The organism is Cytobacillus sp. MT66, from assembly GCF_058792595.1.
Window position 1 is genome coordinate 322,879 of sequence record NZ_JBXAFB010000002.1, and the last position, 25,284, is coordinate 348,162.

Sequence of the window (25,284 nt, forward strand, 5' to 3'; positions counted from 1 at the left end):
ATTTTTAAAATATAGGCTAATACCCGTACAGGCCAAGCACCCACTTCATAAGTTAATATTGAAAATGCCCTAAAAAATTCGAGGAGTGAATGAATATGTATGGATATGGTTACGGAGGCTGCAGCCCTTGTGAATTTGGCGGATATGGCTACCCAGTAGCTGGAGCATATGCAGGCCCTGGTCCAGGTTGTGGATTTGGCGGTTTTGCCTTAATCGTAGTATTGTTTATTCTTTTGATCATCATCGGCGCAAGCTGCTTTGGCAACTGGTGTTAATATAGAGTAATGTTACTAAAATATTTGTTTTGACTGTCTCTGCCTATAGAGGCAGTTTTTTTATGCAATGAGAATTAGCCTAGCCTAATCGTCTTGCATTTAGATTCTTTATGAAAGATTTTAGTTTTCAATTCATACAATTTACTATACTGCCCATGGTTTAAAATTTGCTTCAACTTGGATGGAGGGAGCATTATGATTCATACGAATCTCATTAAACCGGTGCTAGAAGCATACTATCCGGTCATTAATTACGGGAAGGGCGTTTATTTATATGATAAAGATGACAAGGAATATTTGGATGCTTCATCAGGTGCAATTACGGCAAATATTGGGCATGGAGTAAAAGAAATTATTGACGCAATGCTTGAACAGGCGAAACGTGTTTCGTTTGTCTACCGCTCACAATTTACAAGTGAAGCGGCAGAAAAGCTGGCAAGAAAAATTGCGGAACAGACCATCGGGGATTTAAATTGGTGTTTCTTTGTCAATAGCGGCTCTGAGGCTACGGAAACGTGTATGAAAATCGCGATTCAATATTGGCAAGAGAAAGGGATTAATACAAAGACAAAGGTTCTTTCGCGCTGGATGAGTTATCATGGCATTACCTTAGGCGCTCTTTCGATGTCGGGACATACGGGGCGGAGAGCACGTTTCGTGCCGCTGCTGGAGGATTTTCCTGTTATACATCCCCCGTATTGCTATCGATGTCCATACAATCGTAAGGCACCCGATTGCGGGTTTGTTTGTGCCCAAGAACTAGATACTGTCATAAAACGAATCGGTGCGGAGCAAATTGCTGCCTTTATCGCTGAACCGGTTATCGGGGCCTCAGGGGGAGCCATTACACCTCCTAAGGGCTACTATAAAGTGATTAAAGAAATATGCGAGCAAAACAACATCCTTTTTATTGCTGATGAGGTGATGACTGGTTTTGGCCGAACAGGTACAATGCTTGCCTGTGAGCATTGGGATATAGAACCTGATATTGTGGCGCTTGGAAAAGGCATGGGGGCAGGCTATGCGCCTATCGCAGCAGCACTCGTCAGTGAACGTGTTATGGAACCAATCATTTCGGGGTCGAAAATTGTTATGAGCGGACATACATTGAGTGCAAATCCACAGTCATGTGCAGTTTCCTTGGCCGTTCTTGAATATATTGAGAAAAATAAAATTATCAAAGATGTGGATGCCAAAGGGGACTATTTAGTCAAACATCTGAAAAAGCTTCAGGAACAATTCACATTTATTGGCGATATACGGGGAAAAGGGTTGATGATTGGTCTGGAATTTGTTGAAGATCAGGATAAGAAGACTCCATTTCCTCGTTCCTTTTTATTTACACAGAAATTGATTCAGCGGGCTCAAGTTTGTGGCCTGCTGCTGTATCCCGCTGGTGCGGGTATCGATGGAGTCAATGGGGATGCTGTTCTTATTGCCCCTCCGCTTAATATTACTATTGAGGAAATCGACGAATTAATAAAGCGCTTGCAGCAGACCTTACAAACATTTGCCGAGAAAGATTTGTCCGCAGGAGAAGGGGAGTAAGCGATGGAAAATACCTTCAATAAATTGATTTCGGTCGAAAAAGCAATGGATTATTTTTATGATGGGATGTCGATTTTGTTTGGCGGATTTGGCGGTATTGGCAGTCCGCCGACCATTATTGATGGAATCCTTGAAAAAGAAATATCTAATTTGACCTTGATTGGGAATGATACGGGCTTCCCTCATATTGGCATAGGCAAGATCGTCAGCCGGGGAAGAGCAAAAAAAGTTATTGCTTCCCACATCGGTTCTAATCCAGTTGCAGGACAATTAATGAATGAAGGTAAATTGCAGGTGGAATTTTCGCCGCAGGGGATTCTGGCTGAACGAATCCGTGCCGGTGGGGTGGGGCTTGCAGGCTTTCTTTCTGATATTGGCATGGATAATGAAATGGTTTCGGGGGGGAAAATGCGAGTAAATATTGACGGGAAGGAATATTTGCTGGAAACGGCACTCACCGCGGATGTTTCCATTGTATATGCCAGAAAGTCTGATCCGTATGGGAACCTAATTTTTGATAAGAGTGCAAGAAATACAAATCCCCTTGTTGCAATGGCTGGAGATCTGACAATTGTCGAGGCGGAGGAAATAGTTCCGCTTGGCAGTCTCAATCCAGAGGAGATTATGACACCAGGTGTTTTTGTTGATTATATTGTCCCGTCTAAAGGAGTGAATTGGAAATGGGCATGGGAGTAGACATCCGCAGCAGAATTGCCAAAAGGGCGGCTGAAGAAATCAAGAATGGCATGGTGGTCAATCTTGGGATTGGGATTCCATCACTTGTTCCCAATTACTTGCCTAAGGATGTTCACGTCATGTTTCATGCTGAAAATGGAATAACTGGTATGGGGCCAAGTCCGCTAAGCGGCAAGGAGGATGAAAATCTATGCAATGCTGGGGGCTTTCCTGTGACTGTTGTTAGGGGTGCTTCTTATTGTGACAGTGCGATTGCTTTTGGCATGATTCGGAGGGGCAGAGTGGATATGACAATCCTTGGGTCATTGGAAGTCAGTGAGACAGGCGATTTGGCCAATTGGATTGTTCCTGGGAAGAAGGTTCCAGGAATGGGAGGAGCCATGGAGCTGGCACAAAAGGCAAAAAAAGTGATTGTTGTCATGAACCACACTGATAAACGCGGGAATCCAAAAATTGTTAAGTCATGTTCGCTCCCGCTGACATCTGCTGGATGTGTCGATATGATTATCACAGACATGGCTGTCTTCCAGATTGGTGAAAATGGCCTTATTCTTACTGAACTATTAGATCCTTTTACCGTTACGGAAATTAGGGAGAATACCGGATGTGATTTTCTGGTGTCTGAAAGGCTGAGAGTGATTGAATAATAGTTTCAATTGGTTGCAGGAAAACAATCGGGGAGGAGTGTATGCATGCGGGCAGATGAAAAGGTGAAAAAATGGCTGCGTGATCATCAATCTGAAGGTGTCCGTTTTCTTCAGCTGCTTGTTCAAGAAGAGAGCACAAGGGGCAACGAAAGCGGTGCACAGGCAATTATCGTTGAAAAATGCCGCGAGCTTGGCCTCGCCCTTGATATTTGGGAAATTGGCGAAGATGAACTGCTGAAGCATCCTGTATTTAGTTCCGACAGAAATAGCTTTTCAGGGAATCCGAATGTGGTTGGCGTATTGAAAGGAGATGGAGGAGGCCGTTCTATTATCTTAAATGGGCATATTGATGTAGTTCCTGAAGGTGACAGAAATGAATGGACTAGAGATCCATACAGTGGTCATATTGAGGATGGAAAATTATATGGCCGTGGATCAACCGATATGAAAGGGGGAACCGTTTCTCTGCTTCTGGCGATAGAGGCAATTATCAGAGCGGGAATCAGGCTGAAGGGCGATGTGATTTTTCAAAGTGTTATAGAAGAAGAGAGCGGAGGTGCGGGAACCCTTGCCGCGGTTATTAAAGGCTATAAAGCGGATGGCGCCATTCTCCCAGAGCCGACGAATATGAAAATCTTCCCCAAACAGCAGGGGTCGATGTGGTTCAGGGTAACGGTGAAAGGCCGATCAGCACATGGGGGCACAAGATACGAAGGAACAAATGCCATTGAAAAGGCGATGCTCATTATTGAAAGCCTGCAAAAGCTAGAGAAAACCCGCAATATAAAGATCAATGATCCTCTGTATGAAAATGTGCCAATTCCGATTCCTATAAATATCGGAAAAATAAATAGTGGCCAATGGCCATCGTCTGTGCCGGATATAGCGGTCATTGAAGGCAGAATGGGCGTGTCCCCAGAGGAAACCTTAGAAAATGCGCAAAAAGAAATGGAAGAATCCTTATCTGAGCTGAAGGAACAGGATGAATGGCTGAACGCAAATCCTCCGCAAGTGGAATGGTTTGGCGGACGATGGCTGCCTGGTGCAATTGAAGATGGTCATCCATTAATGGATACTGTCATGGAAAGCTTTATGAAGGTTAAACAAACAGATCCAATAATAGAGGCATCGCCGTGGGGAACCGACGGAGGTATCCTCTCAAGGGTGGGGGATACGCCAGTTATCGTCTTCGGCCCCGGTATCACAGCTGTCGCCCATGATGTCAATGAATACGTCCGCATTGAAGACGTTATCGATGCGGCAGAGATCATTGCACTATCCATTTTGAAATGGTGCGGAACAATTGATTGATTTGATATTAGTAGATTGGAGCGAAAATCAACGGATACTTTGCAGAATTATTAAAAAAATGAAGGTTTACACTAAAAAAATGTAACTATTTCCTTTACAATAAAAGGGATGGCCTGTGAAGACGCTGTTGTCAGGGGACTCACGGGCCTGAAGCAAATGTGAACATGAAAGGAGCTCAACATTGGAAAAAGGAACAAAAACACAAGTAATAAAAAACGAAGCTTTCACGGCAGAAATCTATATTGATAAGTTTAATAAAAGAGTCAGAGTCGATGACCTGAACGGAAACATCGCCAAAGCACTCAGTAAATCAGAAGAAATCGCCAAAGAAACAAAAGCAGAAAAACTAATTATTAAAGGCAGAAAAGAGCATTTTCCTCAGCTAATGGAACATGGTTACGTATGCGAAGCTATAATCGATCGATATTTTCTCGGGTCAGACCTTTACTTTTTTTCAAAATACTATTCCAATAATAGAAGGACAAGCAATCATTGGCTTCAAGAGGATGAAATTACTGCAAATGTCCAGAAATTAGAACATGATGTGATTACGGCCAATCCTCCTGATGAATATCAGCTGAAAAAAATGACTGCAGAGGATGCCGAACGATTAGCTGCCCTCTATGGAGAGGTTTTTCAAATCTATCCAACTCCACTAAATGATCCGCAATATATTAAAGAAACAATGGAACAAGGGACGATTTACTATGGCTTCCTGTATGATGGGGAAATTGTAAGCGCCGCCTCCGCAGAAGTAAATTCCTTTTATAAAAACGCCGAATTGACGGATTGTGCTACCGTGCCCGAGCACAGAAAGCATGGACTTATGAAAATATTATTAGAACAGCTTGAAGAAGGCCTGAAGGCAGATGGCATTTATTGTGCCTACTCGATTGCCAGAGCCTTATCTTTCGGAATGAATGCGGCACTGCAAAAGCTTGGCTATAGCTATCGTGGAAGATTAACAAATAACTGCTATATATTTGACAAGCTAGAAGATATGAATGTATGGGTTAAGGACCTGTCATAAATCTTTTAGCGGGTATATTACAAAATTGGCGGATATATGGCAAAGATCCAGCCGCAAATTCATATTTATAAAACAGGGGGGGATGAGAATTACTGAAATTATAATAAATTCAAGTGAAATTCTCACAGCCATTCTAAACGGGATCGATGAAGGCATTCATGTCGTTGATGTGACCGGGAAAACCATTTTCTATAATGAAATTGCTGCCAAGCACGATGGGATGGAACTTGGCGAAGTATTAGGAAAGCAGCTGTTAGATGTGTTTCCATCGTTGACCGAGGAAACTAGTACACTATTAAAAGTAATGAAAACCAATAAGCCAATCTACAATCAGACTCAATCATATGTCAATATGCACGGGGACCAAATTGAAACAATCAATACAACTTTACCAATAACCGTGGATGGAAAAACGATAGGCGCAGTGGAGATTGCCAAGGACTATTCACGGCTAAAGCTTCTATCCGAAAGCCTGGTCGATTTACAGAGCAAAATGAAGCGCCAAAGAAAGAAAAAAAAGAAAAATGTCAGCGGCACTCAATATACATTTGAGCATCTTTTGACAGTAAACCCTGAGATGATCGCATTAAAGAATGAGGCTAAGAACCTAGCGAAATCAGAATCACCTATTATGGTATTTGGTGAAAGCGGATGCGGGAAAGAGCTGTTCGTCCAGGGAATTCACAATCAGTCACTTCGTGCAAATGGTCCGTTTATCGCTCAGAATTGTGCGGCCATTCCGGAGTCGCTTCTAGAAAGCATTTTATTTGGCACGTCAAAGGGAAGCTATACCGGGGCTGTTGAAAGGCCTGGCCTATTCGAACTCGCAGATGGCGGCACTCTCTTTTTGGATGAGTTACATACCATGCCGATTGAGCTTCAGGCAAAGCTTCTGCGGGTGCTTGAGGATGGTCATGTAAGAAGGGTTGGAAGTACAGAAAGCATCTATGTACATGTTCGAATCATTGCTGCCATGAATATACATCCGCAAAAAGCTTTGGAGAAACAGCAAATACGTGCCGACTTATTTTATCGGCTTAATGTTTTATCCTTCAGGCTGCTGCCTTTGCGGGAAAGAAAAGAAGATATTCATTATTTAGCCGACCATTTTGTTTCTTCTTTTAATAAGACATTTAATAAGGATATTCAAGGCCTTGAAGGCGGGGTAAGAGCATTTTTTGATATGTATAAATGGCCAGGAAATGTTCGGGAATTAAAGCACACCATTGAATACATGATGAATGTGTGCAGAGGGCCACTTCTCACGATGGATGATCTGCCGGTTATTCTTAAGCAGCAAGCTGCCAATACAAAGAAAAGATCAAACAAAAATCTGTCTTTAAGAAGAAATCTTGAAGACTTAGAAAAAGACCTTATCACGCAAGCGTTAAAACAAACGGACGGAAACATCATGCAGGCCGCTAAACTCCTCAAAATCCCCCGGCAAACACTGCAGTACAAAATGCAAAAATTACAATAATAACTTTATCGCGTTAATAAGGTGGGGGACAGTCCCCCAGCGCTTTAAAGCGCTGATGGACTGTCCCTTTTTTATTTATGCCAAATATTCGGCATTGGGTTGCCGAATATTTGGCATAGACGTCCTCCCAGTGTTTTTCCAAGGAAATAGATGATTTTTATGGACTGGATGCTTAAAATTCGGCATCAGGTGCTTCGCTTTATTTTCATACACGCTTTTTTCCTGTCATTGAAGAATTTCTTTTAATCTGAAAACCTTGCCATAACAGCAAGAATGCGTTGGTTCAATAAAATTTTGAAAAAATGCTAAGTTTTGGCACAGTTATTGCATGTTTAATAGATATGAAATTTTTTGAGGAGGAAATTTGCATGAAGTCATTTTTATACAAACCAGATCGACATTGGAAGGATATTGAACTATGGAAGGACGTGACAGAAGAGCAGTGGAATGATTGGCTGTGGCAGCTTACAAATACAATCCGCACAGTGGATGACTTAAAGAAGGTCATCAATCTTACCCCTGAGGAAGAAGAAGGTGTTCGCATTTCCACTAAAACGATTCCTTTAAACATAACCCCTTATTATGCATCATTAATGAATCCGGATGATCCAAGATGTCCGATTCGTATGCAATCTGTTCCGATATCAAAGGAGATTTATAAAACAAAGTATGACCTTGAAGATCCGCTCGAGGAGGATGAGGATTCGCCTGTACCTGGTCTAACTCACAGGTATCCTGACCGTGTTCTTTTTCTCGTAACCAATCAATGTTCCATGTATTGCCGCTATTGTACAAGACGGCGCTTCTCCGGACAAATCGGCATGGGTGTGCCGAAAAAGCAGCTTGATGGGGCCATCGAGTATATCCGCAATGCTCCTGAAGTAAGAGATGTGTTAATCTCAGGCGGTGATGGCCTATTAATCAACGATAATATTCTAGAATACATCCTGAAAAGTCTCCGGGAAATTGACCATGTGGAAATTATCCGTATCGGAACAAGAGCTCCGGTTGTATTCCCGCAAAGAATCACTGAAAACCTGTGCAACATCCTAAAAAAATATCATCCAGTTTGGCTGAATACCCACTTTAATACTTCCATCGAAATCACCGAAGAATCGAAGCGAGCCTGTGAAATGCTGGCGAATGCTGGGGTGCCGCTTGGTAATCAGTCAGTGATCCTTGCAGGGATCAATGACAGTGTGCCGATTATGAAGAAACTTATGCATGACCTTGTTAAAATCAGAGTTCGTCCATACTATATTTATCAATGTGATTTGTCTGAAGGAATCGGTCATTTCCGTGCACCAGTTTCAAAGGGTCTTGAAATTATTGAGGGATTAAGAGGACATACATCAGGCTATGCAGTACCAACCTTTGTTGTCGATGCTCCTGGAGGAGGCGGAAAGATTTCCTTGCAGCCAAACTATTTAATTTCACAAAGTGCAGATAAGGTCGTATTAAGAAACTTTGAAGGGGTTATCACGACCTATCCAGAACCAGAAAATTACGTTCCTGGCCGTGCGGAAGGCTATTTTAAAGAAATTTATCCAGACATGGAGGAAAAGAAATCGAAAGCCGGTATTGCAGGCCTGATGAATGATGAGAAATTTAATCTTGTACCAGAAGGGCTATCCCGCTTGGATCGCCGCAGCCAGTATGGTGAAGATCCTCAGCATGCCTCCCTTAAGGATAAACGGGAAAAGCGCGATGAATTAAAAGAGAAAAAGTTCCAGGCTCAGATGTCGAAACAAAATAAATCTTCAGCACCAGATATGAAAGCAATTGCAAATGAGTAGGAGGAACATATATGGATAAGAATTGTGAATGGTGTAATAGCCCCAACATTCAACAAGGATCGGGACCGGTCTATTGGGAGCTGCCAGACGGAACCAGGGCGATAAAGATCAATGATGTCCCATCCGTCACTTGCCGCGATTGCAGCATGGTGTACCAATCGGAAAATCTGGTCAAAGAGATTGAGGATCAATTATTTTTAATTAATACCAAACTGATAGGCAGTGAAACAAGCTTTGAGAATTTAATGGCCCAGCCCAGATTGCTGAAAAGAAATTATTTTGATTTTAGCTCTTAAACTCATAAACCGTGACATTTTTCACAAAAAATTCACGTTATTTTCACAAACTCCTTTTTCACCGTCTTTATAATAGTAATTGGGGAAACTATTCTTTTATGGCCGGGAGGAAAAGGAAATGCAAATTGTTTTAATGGTTATGCTTGCTGCAGCTATGTTTGCTTTATTTTTCTGCGGATTTTATGCAGGAGTAATTAAAGAAAAATATGGAAAGAATTGGCTGCAGGCGGTTCCAATTACAGTAGCAATTTTGATGTTCAATATTATTTGGGCACTGACAGAGATGGCGAAATCTTCGCGTTTTCAGTAAAAATAGGTACTCACTAAAAAAAAGCAATCCGCAATGGATTGCCTTTTTTTATGGACGTGAATAAGATATTCCATTATATTAGTAAAAAACTTGTTTTAAAAAGAAGGGATTTTTATGGCAAAAACTTTTTATCATTTTTTAATGAAATATCGGCACCCAGCTCCGAAAGATGCGATCAGCACTTTTGCAAATGATGCCTACATGGATCATAGTTTTCCAAAAACATCCTCGGACTACCACGAAATAAGCTCCTATCTTGAATTAAATGGATCTTATCTAGAAAATATGTCTGTTTTTGATGAAGCATGGGATTTGTATCTTCTTTCTGAAGGGTAGGTTTTCATCCAATGTTTTCATTGACATGAGCGTCTTTTCCCTTGTTTGCATATACTATCGTAATCAAAATATTTCACGACTCACACCTGAGAGGATGGGAGGAAATGAACGATAAGAAAAAACCAAAATATAGTGTCGGTGATACAGTCGTGATCACGATTTATGGTACCGTTGGAAAGATAACAGATGTTAACTTTCTATTTTTACGAAAAGCAAACATGGGAGTGGGTGCAATATGTCTTTAGCTGCCATTTACCTGCGCTTATCAAGAAATGAAGAGCAATTAGATATTGAAGAAGTGCTTTCTTACCACAAACAGGCATTGGTCAAACTAGCAGATCAGCATAAGCTGGGGTATGACATTTATCAAGAGGTTTCGAGCGGCATTAATACCCAGAGGCCACAATTAAATAGATTTCTGAAACAGTTAGAAGAATACGATTATCTTTTGGTTATGGATATTGATCGAATTTCCCGGGATAATGCGTTTGCTGAACAGATTAAAACGATGCTGATTGCGCATGATATAAAAATTTTAACCCCGCAAGGCGAAATTGATTTGGCCCAGGAAAGCAATGAGATGCTCTATTCCTTTCAGGCGATGATGGCGAATTTCGAATATAAACAAATTCGTAAGCGTCTTGGCAGGGGGCGTTTGGCTGCAGCGGAGCAAGGGCGGTGGGTCATGAGCAGCAGGGTTCCCTTAGGGTATGCAAAAGCTGAAAACCAAAAGCTTATAATTGTGGAGGAAGAAGCAAAAATCATTCAATATATTTTCCAAAAAACACTGGAAAGATTCAGTGCGAACGAAATTGCTAGACAGCTAGATGCATTGGGCTGGAGAAGCCGGAGCGGAAAAGTATTGACCACCTCGCATATTTCTTCGATTCGCCGCAATGCCGTTTATTATGGTGTCGTAAAAGCCAGCAGGAGAGTGAATGGACGAGTAGTTGACAAGGTGTTTGTTGAAAATGCTCATGAAGCGATTATCCCCAAACAGCAGTGGCTTGAAGTGCAAACGATCTTGCAGGAAAACAAGAAGAATCATTTTTTTAATAAGAAAAGAGCCGTGCACAGGCTGCAAAATTTAATATATTGTTCATGCTGTTTGAGAAAAAGATATATCCAAATAGATAGTACTGGCAGTGATTATATCAAATCCTGTTCCTATAAAGTCAGCAATAATAAATGCATGGATAAAGGATATAAATATTTTCCAATAGAAGAATATGTGCTTAAGAGAATAAAAGAAAAGAAACCTGCTTTTGAGAAGGCTTTACAGAACCTGAATTTGCTCGATACCGCCAAAGAAATGAATCTTTTGAAAGAACAAATGGCATCGCTCGAAAAACAAAAAGCTAGGTTTGAAAAAAGACAGAGGAACTTGGCCGTAATGAGAATGGATGGAGAAATCAGTTCTGCCGAATTTCAAGAGTTGAGCGATGAAAACTTGGAGAAAATCAATAAAGTGCAAGAGCAGCTGAACCATATTACTATTCAATTAGACAACATGGAAAGTAGCAGGGATAGGCAAAAACAGCTTAAAGAAAACCTCCAAACACTCGATAGGATAGAAAAATTAGAGATTGAGCCGTGCAATACTTTTTTAAAATCATTTATCAAGAAAATCTGGTTTTCTGCCAATACATCAGCTAATCATTGTACAAAACAATCAGCAAAAGAACCTGCAATTGAAATTGAATGGCTTTAAAAAATCTGATAAGTCATAAAACTTGTTTCCTTTTTACCCGTACAGGTATAATGCTTGTACGGGTAAAAACTTTTTTTAGGGAGGTACATGAATGTATGAGTATGAATTAAAGAATGGTGCGGCACATCTGAATACACAGTTTGGTGAACTTATTGTTTCAGCAGATCCTGAAAAAGGATTTAAGCCAATAGAATTATTAATTTCCTCTCTTGTTGGCTGCAGCGGGGGCATATTAGAAACGGTGCTTAAGAAGAAACGGATCGACTACGACTCTATACGTGTGCAAACGAATATTGAACGAAATAAAGAAAAAGCAAACCGGGTAGAACGAGTTGATTTTCATTATATTATTGAAGGGAAAAATCTCAAGGAAGAACAGGTTCAAAAATCACTTGATCTGACTTTAAAATACTGTGGAATGATTCAAACGGTCATTGGCTCCGTTGAGGTTCATGAAACGTTTGAATTGATTAACCATCCTTCATAGGGGGAAATATGCAGGTAATTCAAATCGCTTCACTAGCTGTGCCGCTCAAATGGCTGCTCCTTGGAATTTCAATCATATTTGGGTTATTTTTTATTCGGATGTGGCTGCATCAAACCCAAGCAAAAGCAGTGGCAAAAAGGGTCTTTGATGTTTTAGGAAATAGCGTGTTTTTATGCTTCATTCTTTGGAAAGTTAGCTTAGTTTTAACTGACCCTGCTTTAGTTTTAAAGAGCCCGATGTCTTTATTGTATTTCACTGGCGGGACAGCTGGTTTGATATTGGCAGTATTCGGATCTCTTGGCTATTTTTACTGGAAAAGCATCAAGCTGAAAGTTCCTCCCCTTTTGATGCTGCAATCATTGTTTTTTTATAGTTTAGCCATTCTTGGAGGATACCGGATCTTAGCCTATGCTCTAGTGAATGCCCCTCGAATAAGTGACCTGATACTTGGTATTTTGGCTTTCATTGTCCTAATTTTGGCTTTGTTTAAAAGAAATATGCTATCAAAAAAGGTGATCATATCACTTAGTATGGCTGTAGGGGGCATGGCACTGCTGGATTATGCGTCTGTTTTGGCAGGGGGCGAAAAAGCTGGGTCAAACCAAGAAGCTGTTCAAACCTCAGCAAAAATGGGCATAGAGGAAGGAAATCTGGCAGCGGATTTTGAATTGGAGACATTAGCTGGAGAGGCAATAAGTTTGTCCAAAATGAAGGGGAAAAAGGTCATCTTGAATTTCTGGGCGACATGGTGTCCTCCCTGCAAAGCAGAGATGCCGCATATGCAGGAATTTTATGAGAAACAAAATGGCGATAATATTGAAATACTGGCAGTTAATCTGACAACGGCGGAAAAGAACCCAGAACATATTAGCCGTTTTGCAGATGATTATGAACTGACATTCCCAATACTCCTTGATCATACAGGTGAAATTGGCAATCTTTATCGGGCGAGAACCATACCGACCAGCTATATCATTGATTCAAATGGTATTATTCGCAATAAAATCGTCGGGCCAATGGACAAAAAGATGATGACAGAGTTAATAAATAGTATTGAATAAAAGCTAAGCCGGTCAGACAAGCGCCAAATGCAGGCTACCCGCATATTTTATAGCGGGGTGATCTTAGCGTGAAGGTAAAATACTCAGAAAAAGGTACATTTGATGCTGAAAAAGCGGCTAAAGGACTTATGCAATTAACCAATAAAATCAAAAAGCAGGCTAAGGAAGAAAATAATAAAAGGTGAACCCGTATGCTGCAACAGTATGCGGGTTTTCTTTTTGCCGCAGTTACCGTCATTTTAGCAAATTAACAGATGTTAAATGGCTAGATGGCATATATGTATATGAAGTTAATAAAAGTGAAGGCCTTTACATGGAGTCCAGCCTCCAGTTTTTATCAGAGTTTGAGGGGGAAATCATGGAAAAGGAGCATATAGATATACAGTATAACTATTTTTTCGGCGATATTGTTCAAGTTAAGGGGCAGGGTTCTGAACTGTTTCGAATTGTTGGATTTCGGACGGAAATCTGGCGCTATAAAGAGGATGCATGGGAAGATGTGATTTACGAGCTATCAAGGATTAGCGATGCTGAATGGCTCGAAGCAAGAGAAGAGGAACTAACACTAGTAGCGGATTCTGATCATGCGGATGAATTTCTAAAGAAGCTGGGTTCACTATATTTTTCAGACAAGAAAAAGAAAAAGCTGCCAGAAGTATCACTGGAAAAAGTGGAAACAAAAGGCCCTGGTTTTCGAAAGGAGGAAAAGGAGATTCTATCCAATATCCAGGAAAGAAAACAAGTCATTGATGGATTATTGGATCTGTATAATGACTATCGAATTCTTTACGAAATGTTTCATGATGAGGAATATAAGCAAATCATGCGCATGGTTATTAGAAAGTTACAGCAGATTGCTTCAAACAGTGGAAAGAAAAGGGCTTAGATTATCCTGAAGATACAAGCAGCAAATAGCCTAAATAGGGAATTCCGAGGAACAAAATTAATTTAAACCATCCATTTAACATCCAATTCATTCCTTCTGCAATCAAGCTTTCTTCACTATTCACATCTTCTTTTATTACCTCGGTTATTTTGCTTAGACTAGTCATGGTTTTCTCCTCCAATTATTCATTAATAAGTGGCAAACGAAGAATATTTGTTTTTTCTTATGATCATATGTATGCTTGTCTAACCCAAAAATGACAAATACTTTAAAATAATGGGATGAAAAGAAGAAGCTTGCATGAATGTTTAAGGAATGTCATACATTCTCTACAAAGGGGGCGGTGCTAATGAGAGAAATGGAAGTAATAATTGATACGGAAGAAATAGCTGATTTTTTCTTTCATGAGCTGGCAAAGAGGGGATATGTCCCTACGGAAGAGGAACTAGATGAATTAGCAGATATTACGTTTGAATACTTACTGAAAAAATGTATCATCGATGAAGAAATAGAGGATGAATCATAGAAGAAATGACAATAAAAATGACGAGCAGGGGCACCTGCTCGTCATTTTATTATTTATTTGCGAGGATTTCTTTGTTTACCAGATTTGGGGGCATGTTGCCTAATAAAGCTTCCTTTAAATTCTTTGCGGCAAGCTCCCACATTTTTGTTCTTGTTTGAATACTTGCACTCCCAATATGCGGGAGAGTGACAACATTTGGGAGCCTTAGCAGCGGATGGTTGAGGGGAACAGGTTCTTCGACGAAAACATCAAGCCCAGCCCCCCAAATCAGTCCATCTGATAATGCCTTTGCTAAATCCTCCTCATTGACAATGCCGCCTCTGGCCGTATTAATTAAAATAGCTGTCTTTTTCATTAATTTAAACTCATTAATGGTGATCAGATTTTCTGTTTCCTTTGTAAAAGGAGTAAGAATGACCACAAAATCTGATTCCTTTAATAAGCCAGGCAAATCTCTGTATTCGATGCCAAGCTCGGATTCCAGGTTTTCTTTACGGCTGCGGTTATGGTAGAGAAGATTCAAATTAAAGCCCTTTGCTCTTCGTGCCACCGCTGCACCGATATCTCCTAAACCAATGATGCCAAGGGTGGATCCGTGGATATCCATACCTGTTAAAAACATCGGTGACCATGTTTTCCATTGGCCCTCGCGAAGAATGGCGGAGGCTTCGATGATTCTGCGGGAAGTCGCCATTAATAGGGCGAATGTTAAATCTGCTGTTGTCTCTGTCAGAACACCTGGTGTGTTCGTCACCATGACTCCTTTTTGCGTGGCCAAGGCAACATCGATATTATTAAAGCCAACAGCCAGATTACTTACGACTTTTAAACTTTCCCCCTTGCTTAACACCTCTTCATCAACATTTTCTGTCAAAAGACAAAGAAGCCCATCATATTTCTCTATATCAGTTAGCAAATGCTCTCGAGGTACGTTAGATTCTTCAAAATCCCATGTATCCACATCAAAATATTCCTTTAAGTCCTCAAGCACATGTATCGGTGGCTTTCGTGTAATGAATACTCTTGGTTTAATTGCTCTCATCTCCTTAGAATGATGGACATTAATGTGGGAAAAATAGAGTTTTTCCTTATCTGAATTATCGAAATATAGTATGATACTAGTATATTTGTTTTTATAAAATATTACAAAACATTGTTCATAAATTGGAGGAAACTGTCTTGAAAATTGTCATTGCTCCAGATTCATTTAAGGAAAGCATGACCGCTCTTGAAGCAGCCATTGCAATTGAAAAAGGGTTTTCGAAAATATTCCCTGAAGCAGAATACATAAAGGTTCCTATGGCTGATGGCGGAGAAGGAACTGTTCAATCACTGGTTGATGCAACAAATGGAAGATTAATAGAGAAATCCGTGACTGGCCCGCTAGGAGAACCTGTGAAGGCAGTGTTCGGGCTTCTTGGTGATGAAAAAACAGCCATCATTGAAATGGCAGAGGCTGCTGGTTTGCATTTAGTACGCCCAAATGAAAGAAATCCCCTTCATTCAACAACATTCGGCGTTGGCGAACTGATTCTTGCAGCCATTGATTACGGTGCGGACCATATAATTATTGGACTTGGCGGAAGCAGCACCAATGACGGTGGTGCAGGGATGGCGCAAGCACTTGGGGCAAACTTATTGGATAAAGAAGGGAGAGAAATTGGTTTTGGCGGAGGAGCACTCTCTGCTCTTAATAGGATAGACCTGACAAATCTTCATCCAGGTCTGGCAAAGGTGAAATTTACAGCTGCCTGTGATGTGGACAACCCGCTGACGGGACCAAATGGTGCATCGGCTATTTTTGGCCCGCAAAAGGGGGCAACCGAAGAAATGGTTGCAGAACTTGATGCCAATCTTCACCATTTTGCTGAAATTATTAAAAGAGATGTTAATGCATCAGTTAATGGCATATCTGGAGCTGGTGCTGCTGGCGGGCTTGGCGGAGGTATGATTGCATTTTTATCAGCGGAATTAAAGTCAGGCATTCAAATCGTTATCGAAGAATCCAAGCTAAGGGATGTATTATGTCATGCTGATCTTGTTATTACCGGTGAAGGCAAGATAGATGGTCAGACTGTAAGAGGGAAAACCCCAATTGGCGTATCCAAGGTGGCGAAAGAATCTGGTATTCCAGTTGTTGCGATAGCTGGTACCATTGGCAAGGATAGCGGGAAGGTACATGACTTTGGGATTGATGCGCTATTTTCAATTGTTCCAGGTGCAGTAACAATTGAAGATGCCATGGAAAACGCGAAGGTCTATACGGAGCAGCTCGCCGAACAAATAGCAAGATTGTTTAAGAAAAACTTTAGCAAGAATGAAACCTTATGAGCGTTGATTCGTAAATCTTTAAATAGAATATTTCGGGAGGGAAGTTCATGTCATTATTTAATAAATTTTTGGCAAGTGTTGGAATTGGTTCGGCAAGAGTTGATACGAAACTTGTCAGTGATGTTGTCACACCTGGGGGAGAAATTAAAGGAATTGTTGAAATTCAGGGAGGAAGCACTGAACAAAGAATTGATGATATATACTTAGCGCTCAATACAACCTATGTAAAGGAATCAGATGATAAGAAACATACGGTTTCAGGGCTCATTGACCGTTTTAAGTTAACTGAATCCTTTACCATCATGGCTAATGAGCGAAAAGAAATCCCGTTCTCGTTTATTTTGCCCCCTGATACGCCGATATCCATTGGAAAAACAAAGATTTGGATTTCGACTGGATTAGATATTAAAAATGCAGTTGATCCGTCTGATAAGGATTATTTGCGTGTAGTACCGAATGAAATCATGGATGCCGTTTTTCAGGCGGTAAATGGCTTGGGATTTCGATTAAGAGAAGCAGAATGCCAGCAGGCTCCTCATCGGCTGCGACGCAGACTTCCATTTACACAGGAATTTGAATTTGTGCCTTCATCAGGCCCATTCCGGGGTCGTCTTGACGAATTGGAAGTTACCTTTTTCCCTGTTTCAAATAATGAGATTGAAATATTAATGCAAGTTGATAGACGTGTCAGAGGATTAAGCAGCCTGTTTTCTGAAGCGCTAAATATGGATGAGTCAAATGTCCTTTTAAGGATTACTCGTTCGGATATCCCATATATGCAGCAAAAAATTCAATCAGTTATCCAGCAGTACTCATAAAAATAAGCCTTTTTAGAGGCTTATTTTTTTAATCTTCTTATAAAAATGGTGTAATTAATACAGTCAGGTTTGAGCTTGGTTCGCGGTATTCCTCATTGGAAATAATCCCGTGTACGCCGAGGCGCTGCATCATTTGAAATTGATATTGCTTCTTTATAGTCCAAGAAAAAACATCAAAGCCGAGCAGCTGTGCATGCTTTATAAAGGATTTAGAAATAAGCTGATGATGGATGGAAAGAAATGAGGCAAATGGCCGATAGGAAGCCAATTCCAGCGTGTCTAAAGGCTTGTTCAGCAGAATTCCCGCAGCAATTTCGGGAGTTTGCTTATGAAAGTTTTTCATTTCTTTAATATTAAAGGATTGTACCTTTATTTTGTCGGCATTAAGACCACCCGCTACATGCTCATTTAGCATTTGTGACAATCGGTCAATAATTCCTGGCTGGCTTTCGGGTGATTTCACCTCTATAAGAAGTCCAATCTTCCCGCCAAATGCTGTGAGCACTTCTTCTAGCAAAGGGATTTTTTCATCCTTGTAATCTGGGGAAAACCAGGAGCCGGCATCAAGCATTTTTAATTGGGCTGCCGTAAAATGATCGACATCGCCTTCACTGTTTGTTGTCCGGTTGACATCTTTGTCATGTATGACAACCAATTGTTCATCCTTGCTGAGCCTGACATCAAGTTCAATAAAATCAAACCCTAGTTCAAGAGCTTTTTGAAAGGAAGCAATCGTATTTTCAGGAGCATAAAAAGAGGCACCCCGATGGGCGATGGATTGAAATGGCTGAAGCGGCTGAATGAAATACAAAAAAGTCGATGCTAGGAACCAAAGTACGAATGAGGTAAGGACTGGCTTACCTCTTAAAGTTAAAGCCCTCAAATTTTTTCCCCCTTTTCTTGGTGTTATTTCTGCTAAACTAATATTCTTATGAAACAAGATTCAAAGAAATAAAAATTTTGCTTTATTCGACAAAAGTAGAAATATTTTGATGAAGGAAACGACAAGGCTAATGTCAAATAATGAATTATTAGGAATTATCAGAATATTATATTTATATTTTATATGGAAATTAGCCTCATATCAAGTCAAAATTTGAAAAAAATTAGGACAATTGGAGGAGGATAAAATGCTGAGGGAATTAACAAGATTAAAGAAGAAAGAGTATGATGTAACTATTTTCCAAACTCCGGAATTTAGACAAAGAAAAGGATATAAACAAGTATACAGGCTGAAAATAGAAGCAGCAGACCATGACGAATGCTTGTATTCTGTTTTTTCAACATTTAATGTCAATGATCGAATTCCGGGTGATTTTAATGGGAGGTATATGGGTACTGGCGACATTCTTTTTATTGATGAAGGCCGTGGCGGACAGTATTATTACCAGTTAAAGCCAGGAGGATGGGAGCCGATTAATCGGGTACATATTAGATGAAAAAAGGCTCTGCCATATGCAAATGGCAGGGCCTTAAATAGATTATTGATTATTTTTTCGTCCGCCGCTCGCTGAAAATTCTTTCCCGTGTGCCTCTTGTTCGGCAATGACTGCTTCGGGCGGAACATGATTATTCTTTTTTGGTGACGCAATTCGGTTTCGATTTTTTTTACCCATGATAATCCCCCCGTTTATCCTTTAATTCGGCTTCTATCTTTATCCTTTTTTGATGTGTGAGGCTGTGTGCCGCCTCTTGAGGAAGGGTTTGTTTCATTTGCATGCTGAACGGCTTGTCTTAGTTCTTTACGCATAGATTTACCTCCTTTTGCAAATCTATAAATAGCATACCCGCAGGCTGCAAAATCATGCTGTATCTTGAAGTTTTAAGCATGGTGAAAATTATGGTATATTGTTTGCATGCAGTCCATAGAACAAATTTGGAGGTTTTAACATGAGTGTACATATTGGCGCAAAAGAAAATGAAATTGCCGAAACAGTCCTTTTGCCGGGAGATCCCTTAAGAGCAAAGTATATTGCTGAGACATTTCTTGAAGATCCTGTTTGTTATAATGAAGTAAGAAATATGCTTGGCTTTACTGGTACATATAAAGGAAAAAAGATTTCTGTACAAGGAACGGGCATGGGAGTTCCATCTATTTCTATTTATATAAATGAGCTTATGCAGGATTACAATGTGCAAAATTTAGTCAGGGTTGGAACATGCGGTGCCATCCAGAAGGATGTTAAGGTAAGGGATGTCATTCTAGCCATGACGGCTTCAACAGATAATCAAATGAACCGGCTGACCTTTGGCGGTGTTGATTATGCACCAGCGGCAAACTTTGATCTGCTAAAAAAAGCCTATGATGCCGGAGTAGAGAAGGGCCTGAATTTAAAGGTCGGCAGTGTCTTTACTGCTGATATGTTTTATAATGATAATGCTGAACTGGAAAAATGGGCGAAATATCAAATTTTAGCTATTGAAATGGAAACAGCCGCACTTTATACACTAGCGGCTAAATTTGATAGAAGAGCCTTATCAGTACTGACTGTCAGCGATCACATCTTAACTGGTGAAGCAACTACATCTGAAGAAAGACAAACCACTTTTAATGAAATGATTGAGGTAGCTTTGGAAGCTGTTACTAATGAATAGTATGTCTAAGAGATTAATTTTAACTGCAGTTGATTGGGACAGAAAGCGTGGCGCTTGAGCTGAAATCTGCGGTTAAATATTAAAGAACTGGTTCTTTTGAGCCAGTTTTTCATTTTTTCTTATTTGAGCCAAGTGCAACGAGCAAATTCATGATAAAATGGTAGTCGTGAAAAAAAGAGACAGGTGGTCAACATGAAAAAAGTTATTGCTTTATCCGCTTTTTCTGCCTTGCTTTTAACAGGCTGCAGTCAGTTAGATTCATATATCGAAAAAATTCCGTTTCTAAGTTCAGAGGAAACGGCAGAGCCAATGCCGTCAAATACTCAAAAACAAGATGCACCAAGCGGGGAGACTGTAAAGGAACAACAGGCACAAACAAGTGAAGAACCGCCTTCAGAAAACGACGCTCCAAAACTTGAGGCCGACTTTTTTAATGAGATTCAATCCGTAAACGGAAAAGCTGTTATCCAGAACCCGAAAAATATCATGGTGATGGTAAACAAGCAATATAGCCTCCCAGATGGCTATGCCCCTGATGACCTTGTTCGTCCAAATGTTTTATTTTCTTTCGGTGATCAGGATATTGAAAAGAGCTATATGCGTAAAGAGGCAGCAGAAGCACTTGAAGCGATGTTTACCGATGCAAAGAATAATGGCACCCATTTATTTGCGGTTTCAGGCTATCGTTCCTATGACAGGCAGGTTTCCGTTTTTAATGCTGAGGTTAATAAATATGGAGAAGAAAAGGCGCTGGCGGCAGTCGCAATTCCAGGAAGCAGCGAGCATCAGACCGGCCTATCAATGGACTTATCGAGTGAAAGTGCAAACTTCGAATTATCGGAAGCGTTTGGTGAAACAGCAGAAGGAAAATGGATTGCCCAAAATGCCCATCGTTTTGGCTTTATTCTTCGCTATCCAAAAGGAAAAGAAGCCATTACAGGCTATAAATATGAGCCATGGCATTTCCGCTATGTAGGTAAAAAAGCGGCAAAAGTCATTTTTGAAAAGGATTTAACATTAGAAGAATACTTCAAAATCGTGCAGAAAATTTAACGGTCAGACTATGTCTGGCCTTTTTCAGAGAATTTTTGTGACCGAAGATGAATAGGCTCCATTGGTTTTAAATTTTTTCTTTTTTATGTAAAAATGTTATTCTATATCAATAAGGCAATCGGGGAATTTTTTGTGTCAGGAAAGTGGTGAGGAGTTTTGGAAAATAACGATTTAAATGATTTCAATCAGGAACCGCCTAAAAAAGAGCCTAGATTAATCCGTATGAAGAAACTGAACTTTTTTATGCTCGTGATTTTTATTGTGATTTTGAGTGTGGGCATTACTGCGTCTGGTTTAATTTTTGGCCTTAATAAAGCGGGTCTCATTTACACAGGTGAAAGAGCGGGATTCCATAAACTGTATGCAGCGTATGATATGCTAAAATCCAACTACTATAAGGAAGTTGATGAGGAAAAACTGATGAATGGCGCCTTAAATGGGATGGTTGATGCATTAGAGGATCCATATTCCGATTATATGACGGTAGATGAAGCGCACAGCTTCCAGGAAACGATATCTTCCTCATTTGAAGGGATTGGTGCTGAAATACAGGAGCAAAATGGTTTTATTGTTGTAGTATCTCCAATTAAAAATTCGCCTGCAGAGGCGGCCGGGGTAAAGCCGAATGACAAAATATTGGCTGTCGATGGCAAAAGCCTTCAGGGCATGAGTGCAACTGAAGCTGTGACAATCATTAGAGGTGAAAAGGGGACTAAGGTTGAGCTTACTATTCAGCGTCCTGGCGTTCAGGATGAGATGAAGGTCCATATCACCCGTGATACGATTCCAATTGAAACGGTGTATGGAGAAATGCTTGAGGATGGCATAGCAAAAGTTCAAATCACTTCTTTCTCCGAAAATACATCAAAAGAGCTGATTCAGACTTTAAATGACCTGCAAAAACAGGGAATGAAAGGGTTAATTCTAGACTTAAGACAAAACCCTGGAGGACTTTTAAATCAGGCCATTGATATTTCTAGCCTTTTTGTACCGGAAGGCAAAACAATTTTCCAAATTGAAGATCGAAACGGTAATAAAGAACAAATGCATTCAAAAGGTTCAAAAAACCCAAAAATTCCGCTTGTGGTTGTTATTGACGGCGGAAGTGCAAGTGCTTCAGAAATCCTTGCAGCTGCCGTAAAGGAGTCAGCTGATGTACCGCTAATTGGTGAGAAATCCTTCGGTAAAGGAACCGTTCAGCGAGCAGAAGGATTCAGGGATGGATCCAATATGAAATTTACAACAGAGAAATGGCTGACACCAAATGGCAATTGGATTCATGAAAAAGGGATTAAGCCTGATTATGAGGTGAAATTGCCAGAATATGCTACCCTGCCAATCATTAATCCTGAAAGCGAATTAAAGCTGTCCACAGCATCTAATGATGTGAAAACCGCACAGCAAATGCTGAAAATTATCGGATTTGATCCAGGCCGTGAAGACGGATTTTTTGATGAGAAAACGAAACAAGCCGTTGAAAGCTTCCAAAAATCAGAAAACATGAAAGTAACTGGTGTTATTCAAGGTGAAACTTCAATGGCAATCATGCAAAAAATTAGAGAAAAAATACAAAACAACGATACGCAAATTCAAAAAGCAGAAGATATTTTGAAACAAAAAATTGGATCATAAATGAAAAAAGGCACTCTTCCTAGGAAGAGTGCCTTTTTTCAAGAAACCACCGGGTATAGATTTCATCAATCTTTCCAACAATGATAGTAGGATGTAATCAAACCAAGCCTTTTGGTATATAATATGTAGATTTTAATTCCCTATTTTCAAAAAAGAGGTGTTGGCAATTGAAGAAAGGGATTTATTTAATATTGAGCATCTTTTTCCTTGCTGGCTGTTCTTTGCCTTTTCTAAATGAAGAAGGCAAGGTGGAAGAAAACGCTGAACAGAAGCAGATATCTAATAATGTCGTGGAAAAAGAGCCGAATACAATTATTGAGAAAGTCATTGAAAAAAATATCCCTCCTGTGGCAGAAAAGATTCCGTTCAAACAGGCAAAGGAAGAAAAGACATTTTTACTCATAGGCGTTGACTCAAGAGAAGAAGTGAAAGCTTCTTCAAGATCAGATGCCATTATGCTAGCCAAGTATGAACCGAAAGACAAAAAGCTTAAGCTTGTTTCATTAATGAGGGATAGCTATGTAAAAATCCCCGATGCCCCTTATCCCTATAGCAAATTAAATCATGCTTATTATTTTGGCGGTACGGATCTATTAAAAAAGACAATTGAAGAAAATTTTGCTGTAAAAATTGATAATACGGCCGTGGTCGATTTTAAAGGGTTCATTAAAATAATGGACTCCATCGCGCCTGATGGACTTGATGTAAATGTGACAAAGGAAATGATTAACGAGCTTCAGCTTGATATGGAACCAGGGAAACAGCGGCTAAAGGGAGAGGAGCTTTTAAAGTTTGTCCGGTTTAGGCATGACAGTCAAAATGATTTTGGCCGGGTAAATCGCCAGCAGGAGGTCCTTATATCCCTTAAGGAGCAGGCTGTGGAAAAATTCAGTTCTGTTGAAGGAATAGCGACATTCCCTAGTGTTGTTAAACAAGCTATGCAAAATGTTGAAACAGACTTAAAGATGGATGAAATTGTGTCTTTAGGGGCAGCTTTTCTGCTGAATCCTGTTTCTGATATTGAAACATTAAGAATCCCTGTCTCAAACAGTTATGAAAACAAAAGCTACCAGCATGCTGGCTTGGTGCTGCAAATCGATTACAAAGAAAATGAAGAGGCATTAAAGCAATTTTTACAGGACTAAGTAAAAAGACATTTGTTTAACTACTGACAAATGTCTTTTTTTTTGCCATCAATGAAATGAATAGATGCGCGGGCCTTTTGGCAAACTTTTTGAAGAAGGGTTTATTAGCTTCAAGGCTAAATTCAATGAAATTGAGTGGAATATAATGAAACTTATTGCAGTTATTTTTATGTTTACCGGATTGTTCATACATTCTCAAAGCATCTCAGCAAAAGAGGATGATGTAGGAATTCGGGTGGAGATGCTTCCGTGGGAAGAGGTCAATAAGATATTGCCGAAGTACAGTAAGTTTACTGTGCTTGATCTTGAAACGGGAAAGAGGTTTCAAGTACAAAGGCGCGCGGGCAGCCATCATGCCGATGTCCAGCCTTTAACGTCCAAAGAAACAAAAATTATGAAAGGAATATATGGCGGGAAATGGAGCTGGAAACGAAGAGCTATTATCGTTATCCATGGAAATCAGTGGATTGCTGCTTCCATGCATGGCATGCCTCACGGAGCAGGAGCTTTGAAAAATAATTTTCCGGGCCATTTTTGCATCCACTTTTATGGGAGCACCACACACAGGACTAATTTCATGGATTTATCACATAAACTGATGATTTTAAAAGCAGCAGGGGAACTCGATAACTATATTGGAAATGCAAATCCATATGAACTCATCAGTGCTTTTGTTGCCGGGATAAAACAGCAGGATACGCACATTGTGTCCAGTGTTTCTTTAAAACAAAAGAAATGGAAAAAACATCTTCAATCTATTGAAAATATCCATTTAGCTCGGATGGCAGTCCTTCCTGTGGAAGATCTAAAGGAAGAGTTAACTTTAGAGGTGCCTGTTGAATTAGATATGGTTATAAAGAATGATGGATCGAAGAAATACAAGGGCTATATTCATTTAGCACGATTTTCTCAGGCAGATTCTTGGAAAATTGACAGTGTCCGCTTTTTCAATGAAATGGAAGGAAAAAAGCTTGAGGACTAAGCCTCAAGCTTTTTTCACTGCTTTTAAGTGCGTTCAATCCTTATTCAATTATCTTTGCCCAAACTTTATAAAGGTTCTCTCGTCCTCAATCAGACCGCATATAGCGCATTGAATCCGAAGTTCCGGCCCCTTGTAAGGTACATGGAAAGGGCTGATATTGCTGCTGGTATATTCCTCAATAACCTCGCCTGATTGCGGGTCAAGCTTGACGGCCTGTGGTATTTGCTTAATGATATTGAATCGGCTTCGGTTGGTTTTGCAATTGGGACAGCAGTAAGGTGAATTCATGCAGAATCTCCTTTTCTTTTTAACCTATTTTTTGCAATTGCACT

The 25,284-nt window shown here is 40.2% G+C and carries 30 protein-coding genes; 25 read left to right on the forward strand and 5 right to left on the reverse strand.

Annotation, left to right across the window (positions count from 1 at the left end; translation table 11 throughout):
• The first annotated feature begins 95 nt into the window (after positions 1–95).
• The 16 genes from AC1Q59_RS04900 to yodN all read left to right on the forward strand — a co-directional run bounded on the left by AC1Q59_RS04900 (position 96) and on the right by yodN (position 13,870).
• On the forward strand, positions 96–275 hold the full coding sequence (locus AC1Q59_RS04900; protein WP_492364674.1) for a YjcZ family sporulation protein: 180 nt from the start codon (positions 96–98) through the stop codon (positions 273–275).
• 195 nt (positions 276–470) lie between these two features.
• Positions 471–1,823, forward strand: coding sequence for an aspartate aminotransferase family protein (locus AC1Q59_RS04905; RefSeq protein ID WP_492364675.1), 1,353 nt, complete (start codon positions 471–473; stop codon positions 1,821–1,823).
• Between the two features lie 3 nt (positions 1,824–1,826).
• Positions 1,827–2,519 (forward strand): 3-oxoacid CoA-transferase subunit A, encoded by a 693-nt coding sequence (locus AC1Q59_RS04910; RefSeq protein ID WP_492364676.1) that lies wholly within the window; start codon positions 1,827–1,829, stop codon positions 2,517–2,519.
• A complete protein-coding gene (locus tag AC1Q59_RS04915) occupies positions 2,504–3,166 on the forward strand; it encodes a 3-oxoacid CoA-transferase subunit B (protein ID WP_492364677.1) in 663 nt (220 codons plus the stop codon). Before AC1Q59_RS04910 ends, AC1Q59_RS04915 begins: the two co-directional genes overlap by 16 nt.
• A gap of 45 nt (positions 3,167–3,211) precedes the next feature.
• Entirely contained in the window at positions 3,212–4,477 is a 1,266-nt protein-coding gene (locus AC1Q59_RS04920) for a peptidase (RefSeq protein ID WP_492364678.1), read from the forward strand.
• Between the two features lie 181 nt (positions 4,478–4,658).
• Positions 4,659–5,507, forward strand: a complete 849-nt coding sequence (ablB, locus tag AC1Q59_RS04925; RefSeq protein WP_492364679.1) for a putative beta-lysine N-acetyltransferase — start codon at positions 4,659–4,661, stop codon at positions 5,505–5,507.
• A gap of 82 nt (positions 5,508–5,589) precedes the next feature.
• The gene (locus tag AC1Q59_RS04930) at positions 5,590–6,987 is read left to right on the forward strand and encodes a sigma-54 interaction domain-containing protein (protein ID WP_492364680.1); all 1,398 of its coding nucleotides are present in this window, start codon (positions 5,590–5,592) and stop codon (positions 6,985–6,987) included.
• A 368-nt stretch (positions 6,988–7,355) separates the two neighbouring features.
• Positions 7,356–8,783: a lysine 2,3-aminomutase gene (gene kamA / locus AC1Q59_RS04935; protein WP_492364681.1), complete on the forward strand. Its 1,428-nt coding sequence runs from the start codon at positions 7,356–7,358 to the stop codon at positions 8,781–8,783.
• An 11-nt stretch (positions 8,784–8,794) separates the two neighbouring features.
• Positions 8,795–9,079 (forward strand): YokU family protein, encoded by a 285-nt coding sequence (locus AC1Q59_RS04940; protein ID WP_492364682.1) that lies wholly within the window; start codon positions 8,795–8,797, stop codon positions 9,077–9,079.
• A 118-nt stretch (positions 9,080–9,197) separates the two neighbouring features.
• On the forward strand, positions 9,198–9,389 hold the full coding sequence (locus AC1Q59_RS04945) for a hypothetical protein (protein WP_492364683.1): 192 nt from the start codon (positions 9,198–9,200) through the stop codon (positions 9,387–9,389).
• A 114-nt stretch (positions 9,390–9,503) separates the two neighbouring features.
• A complete protein-coding gene (locus AC1Q59_RS04950; RefSeq protein ID WP_492364684.1) occupies positions 9,504–9,725 on the forward strand; it encodes a YozE family protein in 222 nt (73 codons plus the stop codon).
• 104 nt (positions 9,726–9,829) lie between these two features.
• Positions 9,830–9,970 (forward strand): YodN-related protein, encoded by a 141-nt coding sequence (locus AC1Q59_RS04955; protein ID WP_492364685.1) that lies wholly within the window; start codon positions 9,830–9,832, stop codon positions 9,968–9,970.
• A complete protein-coding gene (locus AC1Q59_RS04960; RefSeq protein WP_492364686.1) occupies positions 9,961–11,436 on the forward strand; it encodes a recombinase family protein in 1,476 nt (491 codons plus the stop codon). The genes AC1Q59_RS04955 and AC1Q59_RS04960 overlap by 10 nt, the downstream gene beginning before the upstream one ends.
• 91 nt (positions 11,437–11,527) lie before the next feature.
• Positions 11,528–11,923: an OsmC family protein gene (locus tag AC1Q59_RS04965; protein WP_492364687.1), complete on the forward strand. Its 396-nt coding sequence runs from the start codon at positions 11,528–11,530 to the stop codon at positions 11,921–11,923.
• A gap of 8 nt (positions 11,924–11,931) precedes the next feature.
• On the forward strand, positions 11,932–12,984 hold the full coding sequence (locus tag AC1Q59_RS04970; RefSeq protein WP_492364688.1) for a TlpA disulfide reductase family protein: 1,053 nt from the start codon (positions 11,932–11,934) through the stop codon (positions 12,982–12,984).
• 181 nt (positions 12,985–13,165) lie between these two features.
• Positions 13,166–13,870 (forward strand): germination protein YodN, encoded by a 705-nt coding sequence (gene yodN, locus AC1Q59_RS04975; RefSeq protein WP_492364689.1) that lies wholly within the window; start codon positions 13,166–13,168, stop codon positions 13,868–13,870.
• Position 13,871: 1 nt separating this feature from the next.
• On the opposite strand, the gene AC1Q59_RS04980 is transcribed toward yodN, so the two are convergent.
• Complete coding sequence (locus tag AC1Q59_RS04980; protein WP_492364690.1) at positions 13,872–14,036, reverse strand: hypothetical protein; 165 nt, start codon at positions 14,034–14,036, stop codon at positions 13,872–13,874.
• 183 nt (positions 14,037–14,219) lie between these two features.
• On the opposite strand from AC1Q59_RS04980, the gene AC1Q59_RS04985 reads away from it, so the two are divergent.
• Positions 14,220–14,396, forward strand: coding sequence for a YozD family protein (locus AC1Q59_RS04985; RefSeq protein WP_492364691.1), 177 nt, complete (start codon positions 14,220–14,222; stop codon positions 14,394–14,396).
• Between the two features lie 49 nt (positions 14,397–14,445).
• On the opposite strand, the gene AC1Q59_RS04990 is transcribed toward AC1Q59_RS04985, so the two are convergent.
• Positions 14,446–15,438 carry a 2-hydroxyacid dehydrogenase gene (locus AC1Q59_RS04990; protein WP_492364692.1) on the reverse strand — a complete coding sequence of 331 codons (993 nt, stop codon included), beginning with the start codon at positions 15,436–15,438 and terminating at the stop codon, positions 14,446–14,448.
• Positions 15,439–15,575: 137 nt separating this feature from the next.
• Between AC1Q59_RS04990 and AC1Q59_RS04995 the strand changes: the two genes are divergently transcribed.
• Positions 15,576–16,727: a glycerate kinase family protein gene (locus AC1Q59_RS04995; RefSeq protein WP_492364693.1), complete on the forward strand. Its 1,152-nt coding sequence runs from the start codon at positions 15,576–15,578 to the stop codon at positions 16,725–16,727.
• Between the two features lie 47 nt (positions 16,728–16,774).
• Positions 16,775–17,545, forward strand: a complete 771-nt coding sequence (locus AC1Q59_RS05000; protein ID WP_492364694.1) for a sporulation protein — start codon at positions 16,775–16,777, stop codon at positions 17,543–17,545.
• A gap of 37 nt (positions 17,546–17,582) precedes the next feature.
• Here AC1Q59_RS05000 and AC1Q59_RS05005 read toward each other — a convergent pair whose 3' ends face one another.
• The gene (locus AC1Q59_RS05005) at positions 17,583–18,428 is read right to left on the reverse strand and encodes a glycerophosphodiester phosphodiesterase (RefSeq protein ID WP_492364695.1); all 846 of its coding nucleotides are present in this window, start codon (positions 18,426–18,428) and stop codon (positions 17,583–17,585) included.
• Between the two features lie 247 nt (positions 18,429–18,675).
• On the opposite strand from AC1Q59_RS05005, the gene AC1Q59_RS05010 reads away from it, so the two are divergent.
• The gene (locus tag AC1Q59_RS05010) at positions 18,676–18,984 is read left to right on the forward strand and encodes a hypothetical protein (RefSeq protein WP_492364696.1); all 309 of its coding nucleotides are present in this window, start codon (positions 18,676–18,678) and stop codon (positions 18,982–18,984) included.
• Positions 18,985–19,026: 42 nt separating this feature from the next.
• Here the strand turns inward: AC1Q59_RS05010 and AC1Q59_RS05015 are convergent, their stop codons facing one another.
• Positions 19,027–19,161 (reverse strand): hypothetical protein, encoded by a 135-nt coding sequence (locus tag AC1Q59_RS05015; RefSeq protein ID WP_492364697.1) that lies wholly within the window; start codon positions 19,159–19,161, stop codon positions 19,027–19,029.
• 274 nt (positions 19,162–19,435) lie between these two features.
• On the opposite strand from AC1Q59_RS05015, the gene deoD reads away from it, so the two are divergent.
• From deoD to AC1Q59_RS05040, 5 genes are all read left to right on the forward strand, one after another.
• A complete protein-coding gene (deoD, locus tag AC1Q59_RS05020; protein WP_492364698.1) occupies positions 19,436–20,140 on the forward strand; it encodes a purine-nucleoside phosphorylase in 705 nt (234 codons plus the stop codon).
• A gap of 192 nt (positions 20,141–20,332) precedes the next feature.
• Positions 20,333–21,193: a M15 family metallopeptidase gene (locus AC1Q59_RS05025; RefSeq protein WP_492364699.1), complete on the forward strand. Its 861-nt coding sequence runs from the start codon at positions 20,333–20,335 to the stop codon at positions 21,191–21,193.
• Between the two features lie 156 nt (positions 21,194–21,349).
• Positions 21,350–22,825, forward strand: coding sequence for a lmo1851 family serine protease (locus tag AC1Q59_RS05030; protein WP_492364700.1), 1,476 nt, complete (start codon positions 21,350–21,352; stop codon positions 22,823–22,825).
• Positions 22,826–22,992: 167 nt separating this feature from the next.
• Positions 22,993–23,970: an LCP family protein gene (locus AC1Q59_RS05035; protein ID WP_492364701.1), complete on the forward strand. Its 978-nt coding sequence runs from the start codon at positions 22,993–22,995 to the stop codon at positions 23,968–23,970.
• A gap of 145 nt (positions 23,971–24,115) precedes the next feature.
• A complete protein-coding gene (locus tag AC1Q59_RS05040) occupies positions 24,116–24,952 on the forward strand; it encodes a hypothetical protein (protein WP_492364702.1) in 837 nt (278 codons plus the stop codon).
• A gap of 48 nt (positions 24,953–25,000) precedes the next feature.
• Here the strand turns inward: AC1Q59_RS05040 and AC1Q59_RS05045 are convergent, their stop codons facing one another.
• Positions 25,001–25,240 (reverse strand): DNA alkylation repair protein, encoded by a 240-nt coding sequence (locus AC1Q59_RS05045; protein WP_492364703.1) that lies wholly within the window; start codon positions 25,238–25,240, stop codon positions 25,001–25,003.
• Positions 25,241–25,284: the final 44 nt, after the last annotated feature.